Raw genomic sequence first — 449 nt, 5'->3', positions numbered from 1 at the left:
TGAGATCTCACTGGGACCTTGAGTCCCCTGAAGGGCCGTCGAAGACTACGACGTTGATAGGTTGGGTGTGTAAGCGCTGTGAGGCGTTGAGCTAACCAATACTAATTGCCCGTGAGGCTTGACCATATAACACCCAAGCAATTTGCTTGCTCTAATGAGCACCAGATTGCGGTGTGTGAAGACGAGATGAACCGAAAGTTCGATGCTCACAAACACCGAAAGCTATCACATACCCAATTTGCTGAAGCGCGGCCAGCTGGCCACGACTCGGTACCCGAATTTCTTGACGACCATAGAGCATTGGAACCACCTGATCCCATCCCGAACTCAGCAGTGAAACGATGCATCGCCGATGGTAGTGTGGGGTTTCCCCATGTGAGAGTAGGTCATCGTCAAGATTAAATTCCGAAACCCCTATCTGCGTATGCAGGTAGGGGTTTTGTTTTGGC

The 449-nt window shown here is 50.8% G+C and carries 2 rRNA genes; both read left to right on the top strand.

The annotated features are described in order from the left end of the window. Window positions 1–126: ribosomal RNA gene (locus DU29_RS0125460) — 23S ribosomal RNA — on the top strand; the annotation flags it as partial. Between the two features lie 156 nt (window positions 127–282). Continuing rightward, window positions 283–398: ribosomal RNA gene (gene rrf / locus DU29_RS0125455) — 5S ribosomal RNA — on the top strand. Window positions 399–449: the final 51 nt, after the last annotated feature.

Source organism: Pseudomonas sp. Ant30-3 (genome assembly GCF_000690905.1).
In the GTDB taxonomy this organism is placed as follows: Bacteria; Pseudomonadota; Gammaproteobacteria; order Pseudomonadales; family Pseudomonadaceae; genus Aquipseudomonas.
The sequence above is the reverse complement of the archived record's forward strand: the minus strand, read 5'-3'. Positions and strand labels throughout refer to the sequence as shown.